Source organism: Pseudorhodoferax sp. Leaf265, assembly GCF_001422365.1.
GTDB lineage: Bacteria > Pseudomonadota > Gammaproteobacteria > Burkholderiales > Burkholderiaceae_C > Pseudorhodoferax.
The window spans coordinates 831,108-855,776 of the sequence record NZ_LMMT01000001.1; the positions used below are offsets into that span (position 1 = coordinate 831,108).

Annotated in this window: 22 protein-coding genes, 1 tRNA gene and 1 pseudogene; 15 read left to right on the forward strand and 9 right to left on the reverse strand. The window is 65.9% G+C overall.

The features are described 5' to 3' along the window. The first annotated feature begins 9 nt into the window (after positions 1–9). The 4 genes from ASF45_RS03915 (at position 10) to ASF45_RS03930 (ending at position 3,318) form a co-directional block, all read left to right on the forward strand. Positions 10–993: a polyprenyl synthetase family protein gene (locus ASF45_RS03915; protein WP_056657111.1), complete on the forward strand. Its 984-nt coding sequence runs from the start codon at positions 10–12 to the stop codon at positions 991–993. 16 nt (positions 994–1,009) lie between these two features. Then, positions 1,010–1,086: transfer RNA gene (locus ASF45_RS03920), tRNA-Pro, on the forward strand. A gap of 108 nt (positions 1,087–1,194) precedes the next feature. Next, positions 1,195–2,901, forward strand: coding sequence for a site-specific integrase (locus ASF45_RS03925; RefSeq protein WP_056657114.1), 1,707 nt, complete (start codon positions 1,195–1,197; stop codon positions 2,899–2,901). Between the two features lie 54 nt (positions 2,902–2,955). Continuing rightward, positions 2,956–3,318, forward strand: coding sequence for a hypothetical protein (locus ASF45_RS03930; RefSeq protein ID WP_056657117.1), 363 nt, complete (start codon positions 2,956–2,958; stop codon positions 3,316–3,318). 152 nt (positions 3,319–3,470) lie between these two features. Here the strand turns inward: ASF45_RS03930 and ASF45_RS03935 are convergent, their stop codons facing one another. Continuing rightward, positions 3,471–3,962 carry a hypothetical protein gene (locus tag ASF45_RS03935; protein WP_056657120.1) on the reverse strand — a complete coding sequence of 164 codons (492 nt, stop codon included), beginning with the start codon at positions 3,960–3,962 and terminating at the stop codon, positions 3,471–3,473. Positions 3,963–4,319: 357 nt separating this feature from the next. Between ASF45_RS03935 and ASF45_RS03940 the strand changes: the two genes are divergently transcribed. Then, entirely contained in the window at positions 4,320–4,619 is a 300-nt protein-coding gene (locus ASF45_RS03940) for a hypothetical protein (RefSeq protein WP_056657123.1), read from the forward strand. A 210-nt stretch (positions 4,620–4,829) separates the two neighbouring features. Further along, entirely contained in the window at positions 4,830–5,162 is a 333-nt protein-coding gene (locus tag ASF45_RS37030) for a helix-turn-helix domain-containing protein (protein ID WP_369802097.1), read from the forward strand. Positions 5,163–5,187: 25 nt separating this feature from the next. Here ASF45_RS37030 and ASF45_RS35005 read toward each other — a convergent pair whose 3' ends face one another. Continuing rightward, entirely contained in the window at positions 5,188–5,829 is a 642-nt protein-coding gene (locus tag ASF45_RS35005; protein WP_156472819.1) for a hypothetical protein, read from the reverse strand. A gap of 335 nt (positions 5,830–6,164) precedes the next feature. Between ASF45_RS35005 and ASF45_RS03945 the strand changes: the two genes are divergently transcribed. The 3 genes from ASF45_RS03945 (at position 6,165) to ASF45_RS03955 (ending at position 12,627) form a co-directional block, all read left to right on the forward strand. Then, positions 6,165–10,508, forward strand: coding sequence for a hypothetical protein (locus ASF45_RS03945; RefSeq protein WP_056657126.1), 4,344 nt, complete (start codon positions 6,165–6,167; stop codon positions 10,506–10,508). 194 nt (positions 10,509–10,702) lie between these two features. After that, complete coding sequence (locus ASF45_RS03950) at positions 10,703–10,954, forward strand: hypothetical protein (RefSeq protein ID WP_056657129.1); 252 nt, start codon at positions 10,703–10,705, stop codon at positions 10,952–10,954. A gap of 785 nt (positions 10,955–11,739) precedes the next feature. Then, positions 11,740–12,627 (forward strand): hypothetical protein, encoded by an 888-nt coding sequence (locus ASF45_RS03955; RefSeq protein ID WP_156472820.1) that lies wholly within the window; start codon positions 11,740–11,742, stop codon positions 12,625–12,627. A 237-nt stretch (positions 12,628–12,864) separates the two neighbouring features. Here the strand turns inward: ASF45_RS03955 and ASF45_RS03960 are convergent, their stop codons facing one another. Next, positions 12,865–13,446 carry a recombinase family protein gene (locus ASF45_RS03960; protein ID WP_056657135.1) on the reverse strand — a complete coding sequence of 194 codons (582 nt, stop codon included), beginning with the start codon at positions 13,444–13,446 and terminating at the stop codon, positions 12,865–12,867. 74 nt (positions 13,447–13,520) lie between these two features. On the opposite strand from ASF45_RS03960, the gene ASF45_RS36235 reads away from it, so the two are divergent. The 3 genes from ASF45_RS36235 (at position 13,521) to ASF45_RS03970 (ending at position 14,631) form a co-directional block, all read left to right on the forward strand. Next, a complete protein-coding gene (locus ASF45_RS36235) occupies positions 13,521–13,712 on the forward strand; it encodes a hypothetical protein (protein WP_235580791.1) in 192 nt (63 codons plus the stop codon). 7 nt (positions 13,713–13,719) lie between these two features. Then, positions 13,720–13,950: a hypothetical protein gene (locus tag ASF45_RS03965; protein WP_056657138.1), complete on the forward strand. Its 231-nt coding sequence runs from the start codon at positions 13,720–13,722 to the stop codon at positions 13,948–13,950. A 75-nt stretch (positions 13,951–14,025) separates the two neighbouring features. Beyond that, positions 14,026–14,631 (forward strand): hypothetical protein, encoded by a 606-nt coding sequence (locus ASF45_RS03970; protein ID WP_056657141.1) that lies wholly within the window; start codon positions 14,026–14,028, stop codon positions 14,629–14,631. A 51-nt stretch (positions 14,632–14,682) separates the two neighbouring features. Here the strand turns inward: ASF45_RS03970 and ASF45_RS35010 are convergent, their stop codons facing one another. From ASF45_RS35010 to ASF45_RS03990, 5 genes are all read right to left on the reverse strand, one after another. Beyond that, on the reverse strand, positions 14,683–15,423 hold the full coding sequence (locus tag ASF45_RS35010) for a hypothetical protein (protein WP_156472821.1): 741 nt from the start codon (positions 15,421–15,423) through the stop codon (positions 14,683–14,685). Positions 15,424–15,662: 239 nt separating this feature from the next. Continuing rightward, a complete protein-coding gene (locus ASF45_RS03975; protein ID WP_056657144.1) occupies positions 15,663–17,111 on the reverse strand; it encodes a formimidoylglutamate deiminase in 1,449 nt (482 codons plus the stop codon). Between the two features lie 107 nt (positions 17,112–17,218). Further along, entirely contained in the window at positions 17,219–19,192 is a 1,974-nt protein-coding gene (locus ASF45_RS03980) for a PhoX family phosphatase (RefSeq protein WP_056657147.1), read from the reverse strand. A 163-nt stretch (positions 19,193–19,355) separates the two neighbouring features. Beyond that, positions 19,356–19,829, reverse strand: a complete 474-nt coding sequence (locus ASF45_RS03985) for a PaaI family thioesterase (protein WP_056657150.1) — start codon at positions 19,827–19,829, stop codon at positions 19,356–19,358. A gap of 28 nt (positions 19,830–19,857) precedes the next feature. Beyond that, entirely contained in the window at positions 19,858–20,133 is a 276-nt protein-coding gene (locus tag ASF45_RS03990; protein ID WP_156472822.1) for a hypothetical protein, read from the reverse strand. Between the two features lie 80 nt (positions 20,134–20,213). On the opposite strand from ASF45_RS03990, the pseudogene ASF45_RS37035 reads away from it, so the two are divergent. Next, positions 20,214–20,342: pseudogene (locus tag ASF45_RS37035) on the forward strand (efflux RND transporter permease subunit); the annotation flags it as partial. 209 nt (positions 20,343–20,551) lie between these two features. On the opposite strand, the gene ASF45_RS04000 reads toward ASF45_RS37035, so the two are convergent. Next, the gene (locus ASF45_RS04000) at positions 20,552–21,085 is read right to left on the reverse strand and encodes a GAF domain-containing protein (RefSeq protein WP_056657158.1); all 534 of its coding nucleotides are present in this window, start codon (positions 21,083–21,085) and stop codon (positions 20,552–20,554) included. Between the two features lie 94 nt (positions 21,086–21,179). Between ASF45_RS04000 and ASF45_RS04005 the strand changes: the two genes are divergently transcribed. Together ASF45_RS04005 and ASF45_RS04010 are read left to right on the forward strand one after the other, a co-directional pair. Next, positions 21,180–22,835 (forward strand): hypothetical protein, encoded by a 1,656-nt coding sequence (locus tag ASF45_RS04005; RefSeq protein ID WP_056657160.1) that lies wholly within the window; start codon positions 21,180–21,182, stop codon positions 22,833–22,835. Between the two features lie 128 nt (positions 22,836–22,963). Further along, a complete protein-coding gene (locus ASF45_RS04010; RefSeq protein ID WP_056657163.1) occupies positions 22,964–24,667 on the forward strand; it encodes a tannase/feruloyl esterase family alpha/beta hydrolase in 1,704 nt (567 codons plus the stop codon). The last annotated feature ends 2 nt before the right edge of the window (positions 24,668–24,669 follow it).

A 24,669-nucleotide genomic window follows, 5' to 3' on the forward strand; every position in this document is an offset into this window, starting at 1 on the left:
GTCACACCTTTGTCCGTCCACAACTCCAGCACCGCAGAGGCGGTTGCGCTGATCGCCGACGACATGCGCGAAGTCGATCGATTGATCGCCAAGCGCCTCTCTTCCGATGTGCCGCTCGTCGGCCAGGTCGCACAGTACATCATCTCCGCGGGCGGCAAGCGGCTGCGCCCGGCCCTGCTGTTGCTGATGTGCGGCGCGCTCGACCAGCGCTCGCCCCAGCGCTTCACACTGGCAGCGGTGGTGGAATTCATCCACACCGCCACGCTGCTGCACGACGACGTGGTCGACGACTCCACGCTGCGGCGCGGCCGCGCCACGGCCAACGAAGCCTTCGGCAACCCGGCCAGCGTGCTGGTGGGCGACTTCCTGTACTCGCGCGCCTTCCAAATGATGGTCGAGGTGGGCGACATGCGCATCATGCAGACCCTGGCCGAGGCGACCAACGTGATCGCCGAGGGCGAGGTCATGCAACTCGTGAACATGCACGACGCCTCGCTGGACGAAAACGGCTACCTGCGCGTGATCCGCTCCAAGACCGCCAAGCTGTTCGAGGCCAGCGCGCGCATCGCCGCGATCCTGGCCGGCAGCCCGCCCGAAATCGAACGTGCCTGCGCCGACTACGGCCAGGCGCTGGGCACGGCGTTCCAAGTCATCGACGACGTGCTGGACTACGACGGCGCGCCCGAGGAGATGGGCAAGAACCTCGGCGATGACCTGCGCGAAGGCAAGTGCACGCTGCCGCTGATCGCCGCGATGCGGCGCGGCACCGCAGCCCAGCGCGACACCATCCGCGTCGCGATCGAGAACGGTGCTGTCGACAACATCGACGAAATCATCGCCATCGTGCGCGAAACCGGCGCTTTGGACATCACCCGCGAAGCCGCCGCGGCAGAAGCTCAGCGCGCCATCGAGGCCATCTCGCAACTGTCTCCAAATGACAACACAAAAGCTTTGCTACAATTAGCGGCTCAGCTGTTGCAGCGCAGGTCCTAGGGCCTGAGTCGCAAATCGGGGTGTAGCTTAGCCTGGTAGAGCGCTACGTTCGGGACGTAGAGGCCGGAGGTTCGAATCCTCTCACCCCGACCAGTTTTCGAGTCCATTTCCCTAGGGAAACCGCGATTCCACTGGTGAGCAGAGACCGATCAGTCGGTCATCATGTCAAAGAACTGTGTCAATTGCCGCGATCATCAACCGATGACTGAAGGCGACAACTTGGCCATGCTTCCTACTGGCGTCACCCTGCGCGGGGGCGTCTACCAACTGCGCATAGGCGCACCCAAGGATCTCCAGAAGCACTACGGCGCCGACGCGTGGCGCGGTAGCTTGCGGACCAGCGACCGCGATACGGCGATCCGCCTTGGTCACGCCAAGATCGCAGAGCTTCACGACGAGTTCGAGCGCCGCAGGGCCGCCATGCGCCCGGTGCGGATCCTGGCGAACGCCAAGTTGGTCGAGAAGATCATCGAGCAGATGCGGCACAGCATCCTGAACGACGACGACATCAACCGCGCCTCCGCGCACCCCATCGCGCACATTCCGCTGGATCTGGAAGACCTGGGCATCACCGAACTGTCGGCGGACCGCTTCGAGCGACAGGCTCAGGTGCGGGAAGCGACGCAACTGTTCGCGGCATCGCTTGCCGAGATCACCGCGACGGGAGATCACAGACTGGCGAAGAACTACGCAGCCATGGCGACCAGCGACATGGGGTTGCCCGAGGTCGATTGGACCGACCAGCCTGTGCTGTTAGCGAAGGTCGCACGCGCCCTCACTTCGATCTTCCGCGAGGTTGCCGCTAAAGCGGCCGGCGAGCTGATCGAGACCCCGCCCGCCCCTACGGCACCAACCGCGAACACTGGCGAGTTCGGCGAGTCCGCCGCAGCCAACGACGAGGACGCAGCAGCCACCTGCGGCAGTTCTCACTCTTTGGAAGACGTGCTGCCCGAATGGATCCGCTTCCGCCGCGCTAAGAAAAACGCGATCCAGCGCACGACCTATGCGCTGAAGCTGCTGAGGGAGAGCGGGCACGGGGTCGCCCTGGAGAAGATCACGCGCCGGCACGGGCGCGACTTCCACCTGTGGCTCACCGAGGATGTGCGCGGGCTGACCGACAAGACCGCCAAGAATCACTTCGACTGCATCCGCACCCTGCTCCACGTCGCCGAAGTGGAACTCGAATGGATCCCGCGCAACCCGTGGAAGGGCATGGAACTACCCCAGGAAGACAGCGTGGAGCGTCCGCCCTGGTCACCCACCGAGTTGGTTACCTTGTCCACGGCTCCACTGTTTCAGCAGTACCAGCTACCGAAGGTGGCGCGAGCTGGCGGCCCCGCCGCGTACTGGATCCCGCTGATCGGTCTGTACTCTGGTGCCCGCATCGGCGAGATTGGTCAACTTGAGGTCGCCGACGTGGTGACTGACGACGATGGCGCGTGGCTCAGCATCCACGAACGGGCCGAGGGCAGCACGTTGAAGACGACGAACAGCGAGCGCATGGTGGCCGTGCACTCTGAGCTGGTGCGCCTGGGCTTCCTGGATTACGTGAAGGACCTGCAGGAAGCTGGCCAGGTCAAGCTGTGGCCCGTCATTCCCCGCACCGCATCGCGCTCCAGGGGAGACAACTTCTCCCAATGGTTCGGCCAGTACCGTCGATCCCTGGGTGTTACCGAGCGCTTCCCGGACTTCCATTCGTTCCGGCACAACGCCAGGCAATCGATGCGGGACGCTGGCCAGGACGCGCGACTGGCAGATGCAGTGACCGGTCACGCGCCTGTCGGAAGCACGGGGGACGTGGTGTACGCGCGGAGCGTGGCGCCATCGGCCAAGCGAGCAGCAGTTGCGGCCATCGCCTATACGATGATCGACCTTCCACGCGTCTACCCGACACGCAGCGCGGCCTAACGCGCTGAGACCTCTCGGCCGTTTGCCATACTGGGCCTTTTTCAGGAGAGGCTGATGGAGTGCTACAAGCTCGTTGATGGTGCACTTAAGCGCGTGGACGACCCCGTAGAGGTCGGCCCGGCCAAAGACGAGGGCGACTTCATTGACGCGCTTGTTGCGACGGGGTACAGCATCCGCGTTTGCTCTACCGCGTCGGGCCACGCCAGCGCAGAGGTGACCATCTACGAGACCGCGAAACCAGGCCTCCCGAAGTACTACATCGATGTGATGGGTGAATTCCAAGGCATCGCGGTTCTTGTCGCCGACGACTTCCCGGGCCTACTAGCGACGCTCAGAGAACTTGCGCCCCTGACCACGCTGATCGGGCTAGATCAGGCAGTCAAGATCAAAGCAGCAAACGCCGCGGACGCAGTCTAGAGGCCGGGCCTGATTCCTGGCTTGATGGGCGAGATGCACAGCCCCAGGTTGTCCCTGCGCCACGTGGACAACTCTGTGCCCAACCCCATGAAGAACTGTCGGGAGCGTTGCCTGGCGCGGCCCGCGCTGGGATGCACAAGGAATAGGCAGCGCTAGGTCTGCTCCCCTTGTTCGCTACGTTGGTAGCTTGCCTTGTGCATGTCGAGCACATACGCAAGCAAACCGCTGCGCTGTAGAGCGCGGTTGAATAGCCTGACACTCCGACCAAATGTGACTGCACTGACCACGAAGCTGAACATCAGTCCCGGGTATCGAACGAACCAGGGGGCGGTGGGCTCGATAGGAAAGGCCAAGTTCAGGAAGGCAAGGCAGCCGAGAAAGCTCCAGCCCAATGCTGACCATCTCAGACGCGCCGCTTCGTCGGCGACCGCGGCCATCAGAACCGGGTGCTTGAACAGCCATGCGGCCTCTCTCTGCAGCGCCGCGACTGCTTCGATCCGCTGCGAGTTCCGCGCGGCCCTTCTGGCCTCAAGCCGCGCGTCAAACCACCGTTGCGGGTACACCAACAGCGCGGCCACGATGGCGCCAGCGATTGCGCCAACCCACAGCGTCGGGCTAGCCAGCGCTTCGACGACCTCATTCATCTGCAGCTCCTGCTGACCCTTGATCCTCGGGGCCCTTATCCAACCACGGCCCTCGCGCCCTTGTGCCCTCCTCAGGCTCCGGGGCCTCATCAATCCTTGCCCGGATCCACGCCGCACCACCCAGGCGATCTACCTTGTCCCGCTGAGCCATGCTCAACCGAACAAGCATCTTCGTCTGATCGCCCTGGATCGATTTCGGGCGGCCTGGTGGTCTTGGGGGCACTTGTGTCATGCCCCGGATTCTGCGGAAGTGAAGCGTTTTGCATATCCATAACCTGGCAATTCAGTCGGGAATCGTCGACGGCATGATTCAGGATATCCATAATTGGAGCCTCAACTACCACCGAGGAAAGCACTATGACCACCGCCGCTCCCCTGTCCCTGCATTCGCTGCTGGCCCGTCTGCAAGCAACCCAAGGCATTGCTGTCCTTGAGCACGAAACCGCGGACGCGCCAGAAGCTCCCTGGGTCTCCCTGGAGGCCGGCGCGTTGGAATTGACGGTCAACCTTGACCTTGCGTCTTCGCGCGTCTTCATCATGACCGCGCAAAACCAAATGCTTTATTCCAAGGTCATCGGGGCTGACTGGGAACAATCAGTCCTCAACTTTCTGACCGTGCTGGCGGCCGCTGTCGAACCGGAGGACGCCGTCGCTTAATCCGCCTTGGCGTTGCGTTCTACCGACGAACGTGGCGCCAAACCTGTAGGACAGCATGCGGCGTTCTCCCAATTGAGGACGAATCGCGACAAACGGATTAAATCTCCCACAGTTCGCGCCTCAGACTAGATGGTTCTCTACAGCAATGGAGGACCCATGCGCGACCGACTGCCCCCATCCGCCCTAACGCTCCGTATGAGATTCGGGGCCATGCTCAAAGGGCGCAGGCAAGACCTTGGAATGACCCAGGGTTACATTGCAAGCCACTTGGGCATCGAGCCAAACATGGTGTCCCAGGTAGAACGCGGGATCACTGCGCTACCAATGCATGACTTGAGACGCTGGGCCGAGGCGTTGCGGATGCCAGAAAGCGAACTGGCCGACCGCTTCGCTTTCTACAACCTACCGGACTTCTACTGCGCCAGGTACAACGAAGATCCTTATGCGGTCGAGGAGTTGCCCAGGCCGGCGCTGACGGCTAGGAGTGCCCCGGGGAGACCGGCAGCCGCGAGGCGTCCAATTGGCGGCGCTTCGACAGGATGAATGTGTCTGTTTGGGGGCCTTCCAGCTACCCCACAGCCGCGACTTCGCCCAGTAAAGCTCTGAATTCAACCTCAAGAGCCTTGCGTGCGGCAGGAATATCCTGCCTTATGCGATCAAATCCTTTAGTCCAAGCATCAAACTTCCTTTGGTTGGCTTCTTTATCCAACTCTTCATCTGAATAATTAAGCCATACGCCGAATTGACTCATTGGCGCCCGGATGTCATGCAGAAGTTTTTCCATCCTCTCGCAGAGGGCTTCGGGAAAATAAACACGGTTCTTATCGAAAAATCGTGCTGTCTCCACCAATTTCCGCATTGCGTCGGCGTATTTTGTTCGCTTGTCGCGGTCCCCAGCGAACTCGATAGGAGACAAGAAACTGTCCGCCTCCCAAAGGGTCTCCGCAAGATGCCCTGAGAGTTCCGCGATGACTTCGGCACGCCGCTCGTGTAGCCGGGAAAATCTGACTTGATGCTCGATTGTCCGAAGTTGCAAACTACTCCTTAAATTTTCTATTGCAACGTCCGATTTTGCCTTCAGCTCGTTCTCAAAACGCTTCGCATCTCGCGCCAAAGCGTTCTCGAATATCCAACGACAAAGTATGCCGGCAACCGCCATCATCGCAGCATTTCCGCCAAAGGCTATCAGTATTGATTCCCATGCACTCATATATTCTCATATAAAAATTTTGGAACGCTGCGGCCGTCCCAGCGGTCTCCACGGCCCCCGCAGGCGCCCTGCGGCTCGCGCTGGCCCAAGCCGAAGCTGTGGAGGCCAAGTATGCCGAGATCGACCCTCTGCAGCCCGCGGCCACCGTGGACGCCATGGTCGCCATGGTCGCCATGGTCGCCATGGTCGCCATGGTCGCCCAGCATCCCTGAGAAACAAACCTACAGGGGGTGACAACCCTACGGCCGCAGCACGCGGCCCGGCGCACCTTGCGCCCCATCGCTGTCCCGTCGCTGCTTTGACGGCCTTGCCCTCCCACCCATCCAAGCAGATACATGACACCTCTACCCGAAACCCAGACCGTCGCCACGGTACTGACCAGCACTGACGCAGACCGCAGCGCCCTGCGGACTCTCGCCGCGACTTCGCTTGACCAGCCCATCGCCGACCCACTGGCCGGCCAGGTCGAAGCCCCCAGCATCGGCACATCGTTCGCCAACGGCTGGCTGCGATACACCCCGACCGCCCAGGCCGTGAAGGCCGCCGCCGCACTGGGTGCCATCGACGAGCTGGACGAGCTGGACCCGATGTTCAATGAGTTCGCCTACTTTGCCGAGCACCGCGACGAGTTCAGCGACCTGGAGCAGAACATGCGTGCGGGACACTTCGACAGCATCCGCAGCGCCGCAGGGTTCCGCCGCCGCGCCGCGGTCATACGCGAGAACAACCTACTGGACCGCGACATTGCGGCCGGTGGCGTGGTCGGCCAGATCGCCGGCATGGCTGGATCCATGTTGGACCCGTTGAACCTGTTGAATCTGGGCCTGGTCGTGAACGGCGTTCGTGCCGCCGCGCGTACCGGCCGTGTTCTACAGGGCGCGGCGGTCGGTGGCGTAGGTGCGCTTCCCACGGTGGCCGCGATGGAGCAGCTCGACCCCACCTATGAGTGGAAGGATGCGGTGCTGGACATCGGCGTTTCCTCCATGCTCGGCGGCACCATCGGCGCCCTACAGCGCAACTTGCATGCCGGATCCCCGCTGATCCCAGGTCACCCCGAGAACCCAGCGCACCCGGACAACATCAAGGCCGACCCTGTGCACATCGTGCGCCCAGGTCAGACCACGGACGAGGGCACGGCCATGGGGCAGAGCATCGGCGCCGCTGCGGTCTCCCCGGCAACCCGGGCACGCATGGCGACCCTGGAGGCCGACACGCTGCCGGCGCAGGGGGCCGGCCTGGGCGGCCTGGTGCAGCGGGTAACGGACGCGGGCGCCGGCCTGGCGAACAAGATTGGTTCGCTGGGTGCCGGTACCGTGTTCGACCGCATGCCGCACTATCCGGCATACCTGCGCGGCCTGCTGACCCAGGGCTTGGACCAATTCGGTTTCCTGAACCGTGCGATGGCCCGGGGTGACGCTGCGGCCCCCGAGGCCGAGGCGATCAACAACGTCTGGCGCCAGAAGGGCCGTGCGTTGCAGGAGGACCTGATGGGGCACCTGCGCGAGGCCCAGATGGCACTCGGGGAATCCGCAGTCTCCGCGCGCCTGCGCGGCGCCGTCGACGAGCTGACTGCGGGCAACGTGCAAACCAACCGCATCACGCGCGAGGAGTTCTTCGGCGAGGTGGTCGCGCAGATGCGCTCTGCGGTCACCAACCACGTCAACGTAGAGTCAGAGATCCGCCAGCGCCTGGCCGCACCTGGCCGCGCGCCCGAGCAGGTCGATGCGCTGTATCGCCAAGTCCGCAAGGCCGGCGAAGCCGCGACCCTGCACATGGACACGATGATTCGCCGCGCCGTCGACAAGGGCATGGTGGAACCCGAAGTCCTGCAGAAGTCCTACGGCTTGCCCATCATGTACGTGCGCGGGGCGATCATGCGCAACCGCTCGCAGTTCGAGAACATCGTGATGCGTCTGCTGACCGACCAGCCGCAGGACGATTGGCTACTCTCCAGTGGCTGGGTGCGTGATGCTGTCGAGGCCGATACGGCCACCGGCCGTGCCGCGACGCCCGCGCGTACCTGGGCTGAGATCCAGGCCGATCCTGTCTTGCACAACGAGGTGCTGCGGGATTGGAACGGCGACACCGAGCGCAACCTGCGCGAGGTCGCTGCAGCCGCCTGGACCGCCGCCGAAACCAAGCTAGCCCGCGCGGCCGACGAGGTCGAGGAGACGATGCGCGGCTTGAAGCTAATCGAGCACGACAAACGCAAGCTGTCCGTTGCGGCCATCAAGAGCCACGCGCGCGCGGCTGAAGCGCAGTACCACGGTCGCAAGCTGGGTCACGCACTGGTGCGCGTCGAGAAGGCCGAGGCCAACCTGGCCCGCCTGCAGGCCAAGGCGGATGACCTGATCGCGCTGGACGAGGCCGCCAAGCGCACCGCGCTGGAGAACGGGAACCAGCTCGATGAAGCTGCAGGCCGCTTGGCCGATGGCGCCACCGCACACGGCGAAGCGCAGGGCCTGGTGAACTTCCTGGGTGACCAGAAGACCACCCAGGCCACCACGCGCGACGCAGGCGCCGCCAGCGGCACATGGCAGGGCAAGCGCGATGCGGCACTGGCTCAGGAGGAAATCGACCGGCTCAATGCAGACCTGCGCGAAGCCCGTGCAGAGCGCAGCGAGGCCGCCGACTACCTGGCCCAGGCACGCGCAGACGTGCAGCAAGCCAGCCGCAGCTACCGCAACGTGCGGCGCTGGATGGACGCCACGGACGCCGAGGTGCAGAAGTACCGTGCCAGCGACCTGGAGGCCCGCATGGGCCCAGGGATCCGTGAGGACCTGGAGAACACCCGGGTTCGCCTGGACGACCTGCAGACCAAGGTCCGCGCCGTCGAGAAGGCCCGCCAAGAATCGCTCCAGCTTTGGAAGGACACAAGGCGCGGCCTGAGCATCGGCCGCAAGGAGCTTCGCCAGGCGCAAGCCGAATACCGGCGCACCGGCCGCCTGGTCGAGATGCTGGGCAAGCGAACGCCGAAGGCCGAATACGCCGAGAAGCTGGCGCGGTACCTGAGTGGCCTGGAGCAGTACCCCGGCGGCATGCTGATGGACGAGGTTCCCGAGATTGGCCGGCTTCGTGAGCGGCGCTTCAAGTGGACCGAGGAACTGCTGAAGGACGCCCAGGCATCGGGGTTTGTCGAGTCGGACCTGAGCTACATGATGGACCGTTACACACGGGACATGGGCGGCCGCTTGGCCCTCCATGAAGCCTTCGACGGTCGCAGCTACGCCAGCCTGGCCGAGGAGGCAGACCGCAGCCTGCGGCAGTGGGTCGAGGAACTTCCCCAGGGCCACGGCGACCGCGCAGCCCGCGAGGCGCTGCACGCCAAGGGCCTGGAGGACTTCAAGTACATGTGGGACCGCAACGCCGGCCGTATGTCCGTCGAGCCCACCGACCTGGCCAGCTTCACCGTGAAGACACTGATGAATGGTGCTTACCTGCGCATCGCTGGCGGCATCTGGAAAGCAGCAGTCCAGGACATCGGTACGGCCGTCTTCCAGAACCCGCGCTTTGTGCGGCATGCGTTGACCCAGGCCGGCGCGTGGCGAAAGCTGCTGAAGGAGATCGATGCGCGAGCTGCAGGCGATGCCGATGGTCGTGCTGAAGGTCTCCGGCAGCTTCGCGTCCTGATGGCGTCCATGGAGAACACCGCGCACACTGGTGTGTCTCAGCGGGCCATCGGCCGCGGCAGTGCCCTGGACCAGTTCGGAATCGGCGACGGGCTGACACGTCGCATGACCCGCAACCTGGAGGTCGGCATGCAGGCGCTGGGCGACAAGGTGACATGGGCAACCGGGCTGAACCTGATCAGCGACTTCGTGCGGCGTAATGCGGCGTTCGCGCACATCGCGGACCTGGCGAAGTTCACCCGGGAACCCTGGGAGACCTTGAGCCCCTCGCGCCGTGCGCAGCTTGCGTCGATGAACATCGGCCAGGCGGAACACCAGCGCATCGGCAAGCTTATGCAGCAGCACGGCAAGCAGTTCGGCCCGCTGTTCGATCCTGGCATCGACAAGTGGGACGACGTGCACATGGTCGACCTGTTCGAGTCCAGCGTGGTGAAGGCACAGAACCGCTCGGCGTACACCGAGAGCATCGGCGCCGTGCCCACCACGCTGCACGATGGCAGCATCTACCTGAAGGCGCTTCACCAGTTCCAGAGCCACGCATTCATGACGCTGCAGTTCTTGATCCGGCCCGCCGTTCAACGCGGGGCCGTCACCGGGGACTACTACAGCGGCATGGCGGCCCTGGCGACCTCGCTATCCCTGGCTACCCTCATGTCCATGCTGCGGGCCTACGAGAACGGCAAGCTGGACGAGAAGCTGCAGGACTGGCAGGACAACCCGTCCACGCTCGCGCGTGAGCTTGTCGACCGCTCCGGGATCATGGGTGCGGCTTCGCCGTACTTCGACATGGCGACCAAGACCGGCTTGGGCTCGCACATCAACGCGATGTTCGGTACCAAGTTCTTTGACCCCGGTACCAAGTTCAGCCAGAACAACGCGCTGGCGTCCGCGTTGGGTCCGGCCTTCGGGCAGGCCCAAGCCATCTACACGGGCATTCAAAACACCGTGAATGGCGAGCTGGACAAGGCTGGTCAGAAGTTCCTACGACTCCTGCCGTTCAACCAGCAGATGCGCCTGTTTGCCGAGATCGAGAACAGTCTGAACGACTGACGCTGACCGCGTGATGACGCGATGCCCCGCTAAGGGGCGCCATGGGGCCTACGGGCCTCGCTTCGTTTCTGGGGGGCCCATGATGGCCTGGGATGCCGCGTACGGCTCCTGGGTCGCCTGGTGCCCTTCGGAATAAATCCGCACTCGGTAGAACGCCCTATTCCCCCAGGGGCGTGCCACCAACAGACGCACACATGAACCAACAACACAACCCCGCTGCTCTCGACACGCAGGCGCACACCATGGCGGCCTGGGCCCTCGCGCAGATCGCTGACGACTACCCCGGCGTTCAACTTGACCACTCGCAGTGCACCGACGAGCTGGTGAATCTCTGGACCGCCTTCGCGTTGGCCGGTCATTCCGCTGAAGCGTTCGGCCTGCACGCGTGCGCCAAGCTGACCGAGAAAGTCCTGGCAGCGCAACGCGCCGATCTTGCGCGTGAGTAAATTGGCAGCAGATGACGACAGTTAAATAAACCCCCAGGGGTCGAAGACCGTACAGCGCGTCCCACGAAGATGACGACAGATGCATTCCCGCCCATAGCGAGGGACCCGCATCGACGCCCACCACCTCCAGGCCCGACAGGGGCCCTTCCTCCATCCTGCCACCACCGTGTCTTCACGGCGCCACCCGGCGGAACGAAGAGGCTCCCATGGCCGACATGGGCGCATGCGTAGAAGTCCGTTGGACGAGGCCTGACCCCACCTCCCCAACTGCCGGCCCTTGAGGCCAGACCGAAGCCCGTGCGAACTCCCGCCCACCGTGCTGTGCACGCGCTGCGCGTTGGGGGTCTCGCTGAAAGCGAAACACCAAGTGTCTTTAGAGGATACGAAGGGTCAAACACCGTGGTCCTGGTGAACCTGGAGAACCTGAGGTTCATTCCTTCGTATCCATGGTCTACGGTCTAGAAGAAATACACCAGAGTAGTCCTGAACATCCCGAAGACCGCCCAAGTCGTCTTGATTCGGCTTCGCCGTACCCCTTCTGGAGATGGTCGATGCGCCGCGCGTCAGCGGTTGACCCATCGCCTCCGCCTCATCCCGTGCCGTCGACACAGCCTCGCCCTCCCATGTTCCCTCACATCGATCACATTCACCTGGCGCACCGGACGCCCATCCAAGGGTGCCGTTGCTCCGCGTGCGGCATCACCAAGCCGGTCGCTGACTTCCACTCCAACGGTAGGGCCAGGCGACGCAGCGCGTGCAAGGCATGCGAAGGTGACCGGGCCAAGGTGAAGCGCCTGAAGGCCGCCAGCACTCGACCGCCAGTGGTTAAGCCTCAGCCGATCAGCCGACACCCGCTGTACGGCATCTGGAGCGGCATGCATGGTCGCTGCCGAGACCTGAGCGACCCGAACTATGGTGGTCGTGGAATCACGGTCTGCGAGCGCTGGAGCGACTTCGAGACCTTCGTGGCCGACATGGGCCCCCGGCCCTCGCCAACTCACTCCATTGACCGCGCCGACGTCAATGGGCCGTACAGCCCGGCCAACTGCCAATGGGCCACGCCCGCCGAGCAGAACATGAACAAGCGGAACACGTTGGTGTTGAACTTCGCCGGCCGCGAGCTGCCGCTGGTGCAGTGGTCACGCATCATGGACGTCAGTCCTGCACTGGTCGCAGAGCGGAAGGCCGCCGGATGGGACGACACGAAGGCGTTGACAGAACACCCCGGCCCAGCGCCAGGAGTCAAAGGCCCGCCCATCGCGCACGCTAGTCGCCGTCAGCATGCGGATGAGTGGGCGCACGAGCTGGGTATGAGCCGGACGGGCCTGCGTGGTCGCATTGCCGCCGGGTGGCCGCTGGAGCGTGCGTTGTCACAGCCCCTGGGCTTCGAGAACCAGCCAGCGGCGCGAGTGCGCACCGGGATGACGCCCGATACGCCGCTTACGTTCGACGGCCGGACCCAGGCTGCGGCCGGCTGGGTCGAGGAGCTGCGCGAGCCGCTGCGCATGACCTATGCGGCCCTGCGCGGTCGCCTGGAGCTGGGGTGGTCGGTGGAGCGTGCGCTGTCCACAGTGGTGCGGGAGCACAGGCCACGCAAGGCCAAGGCGGTACGCCAGGTGCCCCCGGAGTTCGTGGGACCACGGCGACCACGCGGGCGACCCAGGAAGTCCTGACGCCCTCAAGCGCACCAGAAATCTCGCCAGTAATTTCACCGGCTACCCCCGGTCCAAATTTTTCCCTTTGGGATCGTGACCCCTCCTACGTCCGCGCGTCGAGCCGGATTTCCCCCCATGGCCCCCTGGCCGACTTGGGCGAACCTGGAGGCGCGGCCCCGTAGGAGCGAGCTGGCGTGGGCGTTCTGGGCAGCAAAAAGCCGGCACGCGGCCGGCTGAACTTGGGCGTGGGGCTGACTACTCGACCGCCGCGCAGTACCGCTTGACCGTGGCCGTGGACAGCGCCCAGTGCTCGGCGGTAGCCGCGATGCTCGCGCCGTGCTGCATGCGCCACGCGGCCACCTCCTGGGCGTTTGCCGCGGCTGGGCGGCCCAGGCTGGCCTTACCCTTGTGCGTCAGCCCGGTGGCCTCTAAGGACCGCCTGGCCGCCTCCCTGCCGGCTTCCGTGCGCTCCCTGATGCGCTGGCGCTCCATGTCGGCCACCTGGGCCAGCACGGCCAGGATGAGTTCGCCCACGCCCTTGGCGATCCTGCCGAGCCCATGGACCTCCACGGCCACGCCCTTGTCAAGCAGCGACCGCACAGTGGTCTGAACGTCCAGCGCATCGCGCCCCAGCCGGTCCACTGCGTAAACGTGCACCGTGTCGCCCTCGCGAACGTACTGCAGCAGCTCGGCGAAGCCCGGGCGCTGCGCCGCCGGAACGCCGCCGCTGACCCCCTCGTCCTTGAACTCCTTGGCGAAGGGGCCGCCCATTGCCGTGCGCTGGGCCTGGATCGATTGATCAGCGGTACTGACGCGGTAGTAAGCGAGCTGGGTCATGGTCGGGCGGATGGATCAAAAGTATGGGCTCTGTTATGAGCTATCCAGAAGATACCGTCAACGACTTTTGATCCATGGGCGCCAAGGCTCACTTCGACCCGGCACAGAACGTACAAGTTCTGAGCCATGAGGCCGGAACCGGGCACCAGATCGGCAACCCGACCGGCACACACAAACAGGTTGCGCCGGTGCTTTGCCTGATGCCGCTCCTCGGCGGACCAGTCTCAACTTCGATGCGTGCGCATGTCCGCATCTGTTTTCTCTAAAACAAACATGACCGACCAACTGCGGCGCTGCAAGACGTGCGGCACCTTCAAGCCTTTCACTGACTACTACAAAGGGCCGTGCGGCGCGTTCGTGCGCTGCAAAGCCTGTTGCATCTTGGCCCGCAAAGCGGCCTACCAGAAGAACCCGGAGTACACCAAGAACCTGGTACGCGGCTACCGGGCCGCAGCGAAGGCTCGGGGTCTCGCCGCGACCCTCGGGGACGCGCTGGGGCCGTAAGCCCCCGTCGGTACTGATGTGACGGGCCGCTCGCATCATCACGGACACTCTCAGCTTTGTCCTGTTCGTGAACCGATGAGCTGCCCCACCGCTTTCGAAATTGCCAAGCTTCTGGTGTCCTTGGTGACCGTCGGATCGCTGATCTACGCGATCAAGGCGTACAACGCCAACGTAAGGAAGCAACAAGAAGACCGTGTTCGCGATGCCGACAAGGAGCTGGTAACGCAAGCGCGGCTGTCACTGGAATGGGCCTACGACGCCTTAACGGCCGAGGGCGCCCAGATCCCACCCAAAGCTGACCGACTCAACTGGCTGACATGCGCCCGGCACCTGCTGCGCCACGCTGAACTCGCCGGGCAGATTACCAGCCAGACCTACAGGACCGTCCACGCAGAGCATGAGGAGTTCTGGCGGCACAGGTTCTATCTGGCCTTGGACGACATTGCGCTACGTATGGGCACTTACTATTTGAGTGGCCCTGGCGCTCTCTCAGCCGAAAACATCGAGCCGAGGTCCGCCGCGGTAGTCGTGGCATTCAGTGCATGGCCGGCCGGATTGAAGGACCTAACAGATAGCGTGGACGTCGGAAAGACCTTGCACGGGCGCGAGGGTGGCGCCGTGCGTGGCGTCCGTCACTACCTAGAGGCCCTGGACACTGCGAAGGCGCAACGGCGCGGTTAGCGTATCGCACGTTTGGGTATGGGGCGACCAATCCAGATTGCCCGCAGTGATTTACCTTTGGCTGGATGCTGACGGCGCTGGATTCGCAGCCGACTCTGCTTTGACGCGCGAAGCCCTTATTTCGTCATAGACCGTTTTACTGTCTGGCGCACCAATCGATCTGCGGTAGTTGTCGTCGACTTCCATTGTCGCTTTCGCCCAACTCTGCATGCAGTCAAGCTGGATTCGTGCGACTCCCGCATCGCGCTCTTGATCGAGGACCTCGTCCATAAACTTCAAGAAATGCTCGATGATCGTCGCAGCGTCGTCAGCGCTCACCACCCCCGAATTGATCTTCTTTACGTCTCGACTGAGTCGCTCTAACGCGCTGTTGATCGTCCGAGGCTTCGTTGGGGCCATGCACATGTCTGGTGGAGGGTGTATGGCGATTCCAGGCACGACAACCGGGATTCCTTTTTCAAGTCCAAGCCTTGCGCTTTTGGAAAATGGCACGGGCGAGTTCTGATCAAGAACGTCGACAGCCCATTTCCGCAGATCGGGTTCTTGGCTCTTAGGATCCTCTTTCAAGATGCTGGTAGCAATCGAAACGTAGTCCTTTCGCAGCCCCTCGTCTGCTAGCTGCCGCTGAATCAGGTAGCCAGCGATTGCCAGCACGATTGGAATGGCAACCGCAGAAGCAATCGAGGCGACGGATTTCCAATGCTCCAGCCTTTGTGCAGCCGTGTGCGTAGGGGACGGCACGTTTCTTGGCCGGTTTCCAGAACGCAGAGCTGAGCGGGGATGGATTGGCATTCGACACGACTCCTAGGTAGTCGCACATTGTCAAGGACGAACAATCCGCGAGCCCATTGCAGTGGTAAGCTACTTCAAGTGCGTCAATTTGGCGCAGTTCTCGACGTTGACGCATGGCGCCTTTCCCTGGGAAAACGGGTCGAAAGTGGCGGGTTCGAATCCTCTCACCCCGACCAGCCAAGTCATTGTCATGAGCAAAAGAGGCCGCGCAAGCGGCCTTTGTTGTATCTACCCGCAGTTCAGCGCCACAACGCGGCCATCGCCGCGCTGAACGCCGCACCCAGTTGCGGCCCCAGCGGCACGGTCGACGTGCTGCCCACCACCCTGCCCTGCGTCACGACCGCCTGCCCGGCGACGAACACGTCCCACAGCCGCGGCGAGGGCGAGGAGAACACCATGGCATCCAGCACATGCTCTGCAGGGATGCCCAGCAGCGTCGGCGACTGGTCGTCCAGCACCACGAAGTCGGCCCGGTGGCCCGACTGGATGGCGCCGATGCGTTGGCCCGTGGCAACCCGCCCGCCGGCAATCGCCGCCTCGAACAAAGCCGCAGCGGTGCTGTCGCGCCCCGCGGCACGCGCCGCCACGTTGCGCTGGCGCAGCAGGGTGCGCTGCGTGTACTCCAGCAGGCGCAGTTCGGTCGTCCACTGGCGCGAGACCTGGCTGTCCGAACCCACCGCCCAGCGCCCGCCCAACGCCATGTAGGCCGGCAGGTCGAACACGCCATCGCCCAAGTCGGCCTCGGTGCTGGGGCACAGCACGACCGATGCACCGGCCTTGCGCACGCCCTGCAGTTCCGCCGGGGTGGCGTGTGTCGCATGCACCAGGTTCCAGCGCGCATCCACGGCAGCGTTCTGCAGCAGCCACTCGATCGGGCGCAGGCCGGTGTGGGCCACGCAGTCGTCCACCTCCTGCGTCTGCTCGGCCGCATGGATGTGCAAGGGCAGCGACACCTTGCGCGCATGCGCGGCCACCTCCTGCAAGGCCACGGCGTCCACCGCACGCAGCGAATGCACGGCCACGCCCGCGCCCAGCAGGGCACCAGGGCTGGTCTTGTTGGTCTCGGCATCCACGGCCAGGCGCGCCACGGCTTCCACCGTGCGCAGCACGCTGTCCGGCGTGGAGCCGAAGCGGCGCTGCCCCTCGCCCAGCGCGCTCGCGCCGAAGCCCGCCCGCATGTACAGCGTGGGCAACAAGGTGAGGCCGATGCCCACGCGCTGCGCCGCGCGCACCAGGGCCAGGGCCATGTCCAGCGGCGCGCCTTCCGGCTGGCCGTCGGGCGCACCGTGCAGGTAGTGGAATTCGCAGACCTGGGTGTAGCCGGCCTGCAACAGTTCGGCGTACAGCAGGCTGGCCACGGCCTCCATCTGCTCGGGCGTGATGCGCCGCGCCACGCTGTACATGCGCTCGCGCCAGGTCCAGAAGTCGTCGACCGCGGTGGCGGCGCCGTCGCGCCGGCGCTCCGTCAGTCCGGCCATGGCCCGCTGGAACGCATGGCTGTGTGCATCGACCATGCCGGGCAGCACGGGCCCGCCCAAGCGCACCGCGCCACGCTGCTGCTCTGCGCTGGCATTGGGCAGCACATTGAGCCAGCAGCCGTCGGCCGCCACCGTCAACACCACATCGCGCGCCCATGTCCCCTGGATCCATGCGCGGCTCGCGAAGAACCGCCTCACCTCGTGCGTCATGCGCCGTCCTTCCGCTCGGTTCTGCGCATTCTGCACCGGCCCTTCCACGCAAGAAGGCCCCGGCGCCTTGCAGCACCGGGGCCGTCCTGCGGCAAATCAACGAAGGCTCAGGTACCGACCTTGCCGCCGTCTTCCCGCCAGACCACGACCGTGGCAGGACGCGGGCGGCCACCGGCACCGTTGTCGGGCCAGCGCGAGAAGGCCAGCGGATCGACCGCGGGGTCGGTCGCCGGCGCGCGCGGATGGCTGCCGTACTCGCCCGGGTGCTGCACGTTGATGAACACGTACTTCTGGTCCGGCGTCCAGGTGATGCCCGTGATCTCGCAGCCCGAGGGGCCGACCAGGAACCGGCGGATCTCCTTGGTCTGCGGGTCGGCCACCAGCATCTGGTTGTTGCCCATGCCGGCGTAGTTGCCGCGGTTGGAGAAGTTGCCGTCGGTCTGAATCCACAGGCGGCCGTCGGCATCGAAGGCCAGGCCGTCCGGGCTGTTGAACAGGTTGTCGGCGTTGATGTTGCTCGATCCGGCCTGCAGGCCGCCGGCCGTGTGGGCCGGGTTGCCGGCCAGCACGAACAGGTCCCACTCGAACGTCAGCGCGGCCGCGTCCTGGCCGGTCTCGCGCCAGCGGATGATCTGGCCGTAGATGTTGTTGGTCCGTGGGTTGGCCTCGTCCACCGTGCTGCGGCTGCTGTTGTTGGTCAACGTGAGGTAGACCTCGCCCGAGTCCGGGTGCACCGTCACCCACTCCGGGCGGTCCATCTTGGTCGCGCCGACGTCGTCGGCCGCCAGGCGCGTGTTCACCAGGATGCCGCCCAGGTCGCCGTACTTGGCGCCCAGCGTGCTGCCCCCGGCAATCGGCGTGGACGGCACCAGGGCCACCCACTCGCCCGTGCCCATCATGTCGCCCACCGTGGCGCCGGCGCCGAACTTGGCCACGTACAGCGTGCCGCTTTCCAGCAGGTTGACGTTGGCGCGCTGGTTGTCGGCCACGTACTTGCCGTCCGAGACGAACTTGTAGACGTAGTCGTTGGCCTGGTCGTCGCCCATGTAGACCACCACGCGCTGGTCCTTGGCCAGGGTCTGGGCCGCGTTCTCGTGCTTGATGCGGCCCAGCGCCGTGCGCTTCTTGGGCGTGGACGAGGCATCGAACGGATCGATCTCGACGATCCAGCCCAGGCGATTGGGTTCGTTGGGCTCCAGCGCGTAGTCGAAGCGGTCGTCCTCCTCGTGCCAGCGGTAGCCCGATCCCGTCGTCGACAGGCCGTAGCGGCGCATGTTGGCGTCGCGCGCCTCGGTGGTGCTGGCGGTGCCGAAGTAGCCGTTGAAGTTCTCTTCGCAGGTGAGGTAGGTGCCCCACATGGTGTAGCCGTTGCCGCAGTTGTTGACCGTGCCCAGCGACACCTCGCCGGCCGGATCGGCGCTGGTCCGCACCAGCGCGTGACCGCGCACCGGGCCGGTCAGCTGCATCGGCGTGTTCATGTGGATGCGGCGGTTGTAGGCCGAGGGGATCACCACCTGCCAGTTGCCGTTCACCAGGCGCACATGGGCGACCGACACACCGTGGGCATGCTGCGCCTTGCGCACCTGCTCCAGCGACCAGGGCGTGGCGCCGGACTGCTCGGCCGCCGTGTAGAAGAACTCGGGGTTGATGTACTCGTGGTTCATGACGAGCAGGCCTTCGGTGCTGTTGTCGTCCGACAGCGGGAAGAAATGCATGCCGTCGTGGTTGTCGCCGAACTGCAGCGCCTGGTCGGCCGCCGTGTTGGTGGCGTCTGGCTTCCAGGCCGGCGAGTTGGCGAACAGCGGATCGCCCCAGCGGCAGAACACGGCGTGCCTGTAGCCGGCCGGAACCACGATGTCGTCACCGGTCGAGGCCGCCACGGCCGCGAAGCCGAGCATCGGGCCGCTGTCGTCGCCGTCACCGCCACCGCCGCAGGCCGTGAGGCCCGCACCGAAGAAGCCGACGGCGCCCATGGCCAGGCCGCTCTTGAGAAAGCCGCGGCGCGAACGCTCGACGAGTTCGTTGAAGTGCGGGTTCGCGCTGGTGTTGGTGGGAATGTTTTCTGGATCGATCGAACGCATCGGGGCGAGGTCCTGTGGTGGGAAAAAGGACAAGGCGCTTCCCCGCCATGCTTTGTGCATGGTGTATTTCGCTGGCAGAGGCTGGCTTGCGGCCGTGATGGTCGAAACCGCCCGTGACAGGCGCGTGAAGCCCGCATGACCAGCGGGCCTGTTGACAGCCGCGTCAGTTCTCGCGCAGCCGCAGCGGGTCGAAGTCCAGCGGCGCGTCGTCCTGCGGTGGCCGGTAGCGGAAGATGCCGCTCGTTCTCAGCGCCGGCACACCGTCGGCCGCGACGAGCGCCTGCGCGAACACCATGGTGCGCGTGCGTTGCGGCACGTCGCCCTCGCCCTGCACCCAGGCGCCCAGCGGTGCCGCGCCGATGTAATCGATCTGCAGGTTGATCGTGGGCAGGAAGCTGCGCCGGCCGTCCGTTCCCTGGTACATGGTCATGGCCGGCAGCAGCATGTCGCAGAAGCTCGCGAGCATGCCGCCATGGCAGGTACCGATCGGGTTGGTGTGGCGATGCTCCACGCGAAAACCCAGTTGCAGCTTCTCGCCGGTCCAGCGGCCATAGAGCGGGCCATTGGCCTCGATGAAGGGGCCGCCCATCACGATGGGGCGGAAACCGGCGGGAATGGCGGATGCGGTGTCGGGCATGCGCCGATCATAGGCAGCGCCGTGGGCGTCAGAAGTCCTGGCCTTCCAGCAGCACCGCGAGCAGCCGCGCATAGCGCCGTTGCAGTTCGGCCCGGTCGGCCTGCAGTTCGGTCGGCTGGCGGAACACCGTGCCCTCGATCCGCACGCCCACCATCTCGCAGCGCGCCGCCGCCTCGGCCGGCGAGAGCCCGGGCATGAGCCGCAGCATCTTGGCGGTGGCCTGCTGCCGGCTGCGCTTGTCGGCCTCGCGCACGATGGCGGCGATCTCTGGGTCGCGCGGGGCCTCGGCCGTGATTTCCGGCATCAGCACCGCGTCCTCGGCATGGCGTGCGTCGGGCTCGGTCGTGCGCGCCGCCGGCCGCTCGGGCGTGCAGGGACTTTCGCCTGTTTCTGCCCATGGCCTTCTTCAGCGGCTCCACCAGCGTGATCTACCGGCAGTTCTCCATCACCATCGTCACCTCCATGGTGCTGTCGGTGGTGGTGGCGCTGACGCTCACGCCCGCGCTGTGCGCCGACGCCGAGCATGCCTGCCTGGCCGAGCCCCCCCGCCGTCGTGGCCTGCGACTTCAGCCTGCCGAGGGGCCGCGCCAGACCACGGACGCCTGCTCGCCCTGGCGCAGCACCACGGCATGCGCCTGCTCACGCTGGACAAGCGCCTGGCCCAGGCGTTTGCCGGGGGCCGCTCGAGCTGCTGGAAGCGGGCTGAAGCCCCCCAAAAGGGCTCAGGCGTAGAAGGCCGGGATGTTCGGCCGCCCTTCCACCGCGCCGGCCGACACGCCCTGCAACTCGGCCGCCACCATCTTTCCCAGCACCGCCAGATGCCCGCGCTCCCAGGCGCTCAGGCGCTTGGGCTTGCGGTCGATCAGGCACAGCGTGCCCACCGACTCGCCATTGGCCATCACCAGCGGACAGCCCGCGTAGAAGCGGATGTGCGGATCGCCCACGACCAGCGGGTTGTCGGCGAAGCGCGGATCCACCATCGCATCGGAAACCTCCAGGATCTCGGGCTGCAGGATGGCATGGCCGCAGAAGCTGATGTCGCGCGGCGTCTCGCTGGCCTCCAGGCCGATGCACGACTTGAACCACTGGCGGTCCGTGTCGACCAGGCTCACGAGCGCGATCGGCACCTTGAACTGCGAGGCGGCGTAGGCGGTGATCAGGTCGAAACGCGCCTCCGGTTCGGTGTCGAGGATCAGCAGGTCGCGCAGCGTGGCGATGCGTTGGGCTTCGGTGGCAGGCAGGGCGGGCGGACGCATGGCGGACTCCTGGTCATGGCGAGTGGACAGGCGGGCGGATTATTGCAGTGCACCCGGCCTACACTGGCCGCCTTCGCAGCCTGCCGCTCGCCCCATGACGCCCACGGAAACCGGCCCCAGCGCCGCCGTCGACCCGACCCGGGTCCGCCGCTTCCATCAGGTCTTGCTGTGGCCGCTGCGCCTCATGCCGCTGCCCGCGTCAGCCGGCGCCAAACCGTGGGAACTCCTGGCCGGCTCGCCCTGGCAGGAGGAGGTGGACGAGTACACGGGCGACACCTGCCGCTTCCACGAACGGCACTACAACGAGTTCGTGACCTTCCTGCCCTATGTGCAGCGCTTCCTGTACGGCGAGGGCCGCCATGGGCGCACGGGCGGCGCCACGCCGCACGGCTCGCCGATGCGCGTGTTCCGCCGCCACGATATCTCCGCCGTGCGCCTGACGGCCCGGCCCGGCGACGCGCCGGTCACGCTTTCCATCGTCCATGCCGACCTGTACTTCTTCCTCGACGTGGACCTGGTGCTGTTCAACCTCGAGGTCGCTGCCGACGACCTCACGCTGGAGCAGGCGCAGGAACTGCTGTACCGGTTCGGCCGCGGCTATCCGCCGGGCTGGGATGCCAAGGGCCACCCGCTGCACTGCCTGGCCGACGCCGAATGGCTCGACGCGCAGGGCCAGGTGCAGACCCGCTCCGATGCGCACCAGCGCGAGGCCTTCCTGGCCCATGTGGCCGAGCACCGCGCGCCGCGCATCGCCACGCACTGGGCCGCCATGCTGGAGCCGCTGGTGCCCGACTACTCCGACCAGAGCGGCGCGCTGCGCTACCGCCAGATCGAGTACTACCGCATGCCGCTCATGGCCTACCTCGCGCTCAACGACCCGCGCGCGCTCTCGCGTGCCGATTTCGTGCGCCTGGGCCTGGTCACGGGCTCGGGCGACAACCGCGCCCTGCCCTTCGCCGACGAGCATCTGGCCGACTTCGAGCAGCGCTTCTGCTACGACCGCTTCTGGAGCGCAGGCGGCGCCGCGCCCGACACGCGCTACCTGTGCAACGGGCATTCGCTGGTCGTCGTGGGCCGGGCCGATTCGGTGCTCTACGGCTGCCGCGACCGCGGCGTGCTGGCCCAGTTCCGGCACCAGCACTTCCTGCTGTTCCTGATCGCGCATTTCCAGAAGGCCGCGCTGCTCATGTACTCGGACAAGCTCGTGGAGGCGCTGCGCGACCTGGACGTGGGCAGCGCCGACAGCGTGCGCCGCTTCAAGCGGCTGATCCGCGCCAGCTTCGAAGGTTTTCTGCGCTTCACGCACCGCTACTGGTTCCACGAGATCTCCGAGCAGGCGCTGGTGCGCGCGCTGTGGGGCATGTGCGCGGGCCACCTGAAGCTGGACGCCACCTACTGCGAGGTCAAGGAGCGCATCGCCGACATGGCGCAGTACCTGGAGAGCGACAACCTGCGCCGCCAGGCCAACACCGTGGTCCGGCTCACCGTGGTCACCATCTTCGGCCTGATCGGCACCGTGACCACGGGCTTCCTGGGCATGAACCTGCTGGCCGAGGCCGATGCCCCGATGGCGCGCCGGCTCACGATCTTCGCGGTCACCTTCGTGCTGACGACCATCCTCACGGTCTACACCATGGTCAAGTCCAAGAAGCTGTCGGACTTCCTGGACATCCTCTCGGACGAGCGCGCCACGGCCTGGCAGAAGTGCTTGGCGCTGGCCGCCGTCTGGCGCAGCAGCCCGCCGCCCTGAGCCACGGCGCGCCGCACGCGCTAGCATGGGCCCGGTCCGGGCCTTGCCGCGGACGGCTTGTGCGATCCGGGCCGCGCAGCGGCCCGCGGTCCACGGGTGCTTGCTTCCAACATCCTCGGAGACAAACGATGACACGTACGACATGGCCCCGCCGGGGCCGGCGACTGCTTGCGCTGCTCCTCTTGGTCGGCCTCGCCGCCTGCTCCTCTGACGACGATCCCGTGGCCTGCGCCGATCTCAACGGCATGGCGGTGGCCGCCAGCGCCATCGGTCTGCGCACCCAGGGCGCCACCGTCACGAGCACCGCGGTCGTGCCGGCAGCCGGCAGCGGCGCCACCGCAGTGGGCGAATACTGCAAGGTGCTGGGCAGCATCCAGCCGGTGGACAGCAACGCCCCCAAGATCCTGTTCCAGCTCAACCTGCCCACCAGCTGGAACGGCAAGGCCATGATGTTCGGCGGCGGGGGCTACAACGGCAGCATCGCCACCGGCCTGGGCAACGTGCCGGCCGGCCCGGCCGACCAGCCCGTTCCGCTGGGTCGCGGCTACGCCACCTTCGGCAGCGACTCGGGCCACCAGGCCAATGCCGACGGCAGCCGCGATGGCCGCTTCGGCGCCAACGACGAGGCGCTCGCCAACTTCGCCGGCGACGCGCTCAAGAAGACGCTGGACGTGGCCAAGGCCATCATCCGCAAGCACTACGCCGAGGCACCCAGGCGCACCTACTTCGCGGGCGGCTCCACCGGCGGGCGCGAGGCGCTGCTGGCCGTGGGCAACTGGCCACAGGACTTCGACGGCGCCATCGTGCTGTACCCGGCCTGGAACGCCGCCGCGCTGGATCTGCAGTTCGGCCGCATCACGCGCCAGCTGGCCCAGCCCGGCGCCTACCCGAGCCGCGCCAAGCGCCAGCTGGCCTACAACGCCGCGCTGGCCGCCTGCGACGGGCTGGACGGCGTCAGCGACGGGCTGATCAGCAACATGCCCGCCTGCAACACCAGCTTCAACCTGGCCAGCGCGACGCTGAACGGCGCGCCCGTGCGCTGCGCGGGCGGTGCCGACCTGGGCGACAGCTGCCTGTCGGATGCGCAGATCGCCTCCTTCGACACCTTCAACACACCCCTGGTGCTGCCCTACACGCTGGCCAGCGGCGAGACCACCTACCCCGGCTTCAACACCTGGGGCACGGACTTCGGCAACCCCGGCAGCAGCCCGCTGCAGCCCACGGTGCTGACGCTGTCGCTGGGCACCGAACAGCCGGCCAACCCGATGCCGGCCGTCACGGCCGCCACCATGCCGCCCTACGGCAGCACCTTCTGGGACCAGTGGGTCAAGTACTTCGTCACGCGCGACGCCAGCTTCAATTCGCTGACGCTGGATCCGCAGGCGCCCGGCCCCTGGCAGTCCCGCATCGTCGCGCTGACCGGCATCCAGGACGCGAACCGGACCGACCTGTCGGCCTTCCGCGCCCGCGGCGGCAAGATCCTGATGGCGCACGGCACGCACGACGCGCTGGTCAGCACGCGCGCAACCCAGCAGTACTGGGCCCGCCTGCGCAACGCCATGGGCGCAAGCACGGTGGACAGCTTCATGCGCTACTACGAGATCCCGGGCTACGGCCATGCCGCCAGCAGCGTGTTCAACGCCGCCTGGGACTCGCTCACCACGCTGGAGAACTGGGTCGAGCGCGGCACCGTGCCGCCGGCCCAGACCGTGGCCGACACGGCCGGCGTGCCCGGCCGCACGCGCCCGCTGTGCGACTACCCGGCCTGGCCGCGCTACCGCGGCGCGGGCGATGTGAACCTGGCGCAGAACTACAACTGCGCCACGCCCTAGCG